This is a genomic window from Croceicoccus pelagius (assembly GCF_001661915.1).
Classification (GTDB): domain Bacteria; phylum Pseudomonadota; class Alphaproteobacteria; order Sphingomonadales; family Sphingomonadaceae; genus Croceicoccus; species Croceicoccus pelagius.
Genome location: NZ_LYWY01000001.1, coordinates 1 through 1,570, shown reverse-complemented (window position 1 = coordinate 1,570; position 1,570 = coordinate 1). Strand labels below are relative to the sequence as shown.

Genomic DNA, 1,570 nt, shown 5'->3' with positions numbered 1-1,570 from the left:
CGGTCAAGCTGAACGCCCTGCCGGGCATAGATCTGCGCCTGGCGGTAGAGCGGCAGGTGATCGGCGTACTTGGAGACCAGCACCTGCGCGATCAGCGCTTCGGTCGGGATGCCGCCCTCGACGATGCGGGCCGGTGCTGGAGCCTGGACCACGCCGCTCTCGCACGATCGGCAACCGTAGCGGGGACGACGCGTGACCAGCACGCGGAAGGTTGCCGGAACCACGTCGAGGCGTTCGGAGACATCTTCGCCAATCTGGTGGAGAGCACCGCCGCAGCAGGGGCAGTCATGGCTCTCAACATCGACAACCTGCTCGATCCGTTCCAGATGCGTCGGAAGCGAGCCACGGTTGGTCTTGCGCGGGCGCTCGGCCTTCTGCTTGCTCGCCTGCTCCTGCGCGTGTTCGGCTACGGCCAGGGCTGCTTCGACTTCCTCAAGGGCAAGCTCGAACTGGTCGGGATCAAGTTGCTCGGAACGGCGACCGAACCGGTGACGCTGCATCGCTTCGATGATCGCGCGCAGGCGCTCGACCTCATCGCGGAATGTCTTGAGAGTATCGAGCTCACGGGCCTGTTCGAGCACGAGCGCTCGCAGCGCTTCGACGTCTTCAGGCAGGTCCGCTTCTATCAGCATGGAGACACTGAATCAGTGGTGCGGTATCCCGTCAAGCGGCAATCTGCGGTGCCTTCGGGCGACGTCCGCCGTGGACACGCCGCCAGTCCAGGCCCTCCAGCAAAGCGCCCAGTTGTGCCGCTGTAAGGCGCATTACACCATCGCGGATGCCGGGCCACTTGAAGCCGCCCGTCTCCATCTTCTTGGCCATCAAACACAGGCCCGTGCCATCCCACCAGATCATCTTGATCCGGTCGGCTCGCTTGGCCCGGAACACATAGATCACGCCGGAATAGGGCTTGCCGCCATACTCGGCGGCCACCAGTGCCGCGAGCGAGTCCGGTCCCTTGCGAAAGTCCACCGGGCGCGTTGCGACCATCACCTTTGCGCCAGTACCCAATGGACCAACGGGCCCGATCATCGCGTCTCTCGCAGCGCAGTGATCACTGCCGAAATCGTGCCCGCATCCGCTCCGCACCCGATCTTCACCGTGATCCCGTCCACTTCCAGTTCCACCGTACTGGCCTTGCCGCGGCGTCGCCGTCGTGTCGGCTTGTTCCTTGGTGCCGGATCGGGATCGGGCATCGCATCGATCACCGCCGGAACGAAGGTCTGCTCCGGCTTTGCAGTCTCAGGAACTATGAGACCGTGTTCTTCCATCTGCGCACGCAACTGGCGACGCCAGGTGAAGAGTTGTGAAGGAACCAGGCCATGACGGCGCGCGACCGCGCTCACCGACTGCATCCCCGAATAGCTCTCGGCGACAATCGAGGCCTTCACCTCCGGCGGCCAGTCCCGACGCTTGCCCGCGCCGGTGAAGACCTCAAACCGCTGAACACCGTTAGTGCCAGTATCGTCACATGACATCGTCATAGCACCAACGCCCCTCCCGCAGATCAGGGCGCGGAAACTCGACGCTTCAGATCAACGGCGCAAGGTGGGGACGCGACAGCGCTTAC

Annotated in this window: 3 protein-coding genes; all 3 read right to left on the bottom strand. The window is 63.9% G+C overall.

Annotated elements, in window-relative coordinates; translation table 11 throughout:
• Nucleotides 1–632, bottom strand: a 632-nt coding sequence (locus A9D15_RS00015) for an IS66 family transposase zinc-finger binding domain-containing protein (RefSeq protein ID WP_156521583.1), incomplete at its 3' end; no start/stop codon positions are given.
• Nucleotides 633–663: 31 nt separating this feature from the next.
• Entirely contained in the window at nucleotides 664–990 is a 327-nt protein-coding gene (tnpB, locus tag A9D15_RS00010; RefSeq protein ID WP_216634362.1) for an IS66 family insertion sequence element accessory protein TnpB, read from the bottom strand.
• A gap of 38 nt (nucleotides 991–1,028) precedes the next feature.
• On the bottom strand, nucleotides 1,029–1,484 hold the full coding sequence (gene tnpA, locus A9D15_RS00005) for an IS66-like element accessory protein TnpA (RefSeq protein ID WP_066760572.1): 456 nt from the start codon (nucleotides 1,482–1,484) through the stop codon (nucleotides 1,029–1,031).
• Nucleotides 1,485–1,570 lie beyond the last annotated feature (86 nt).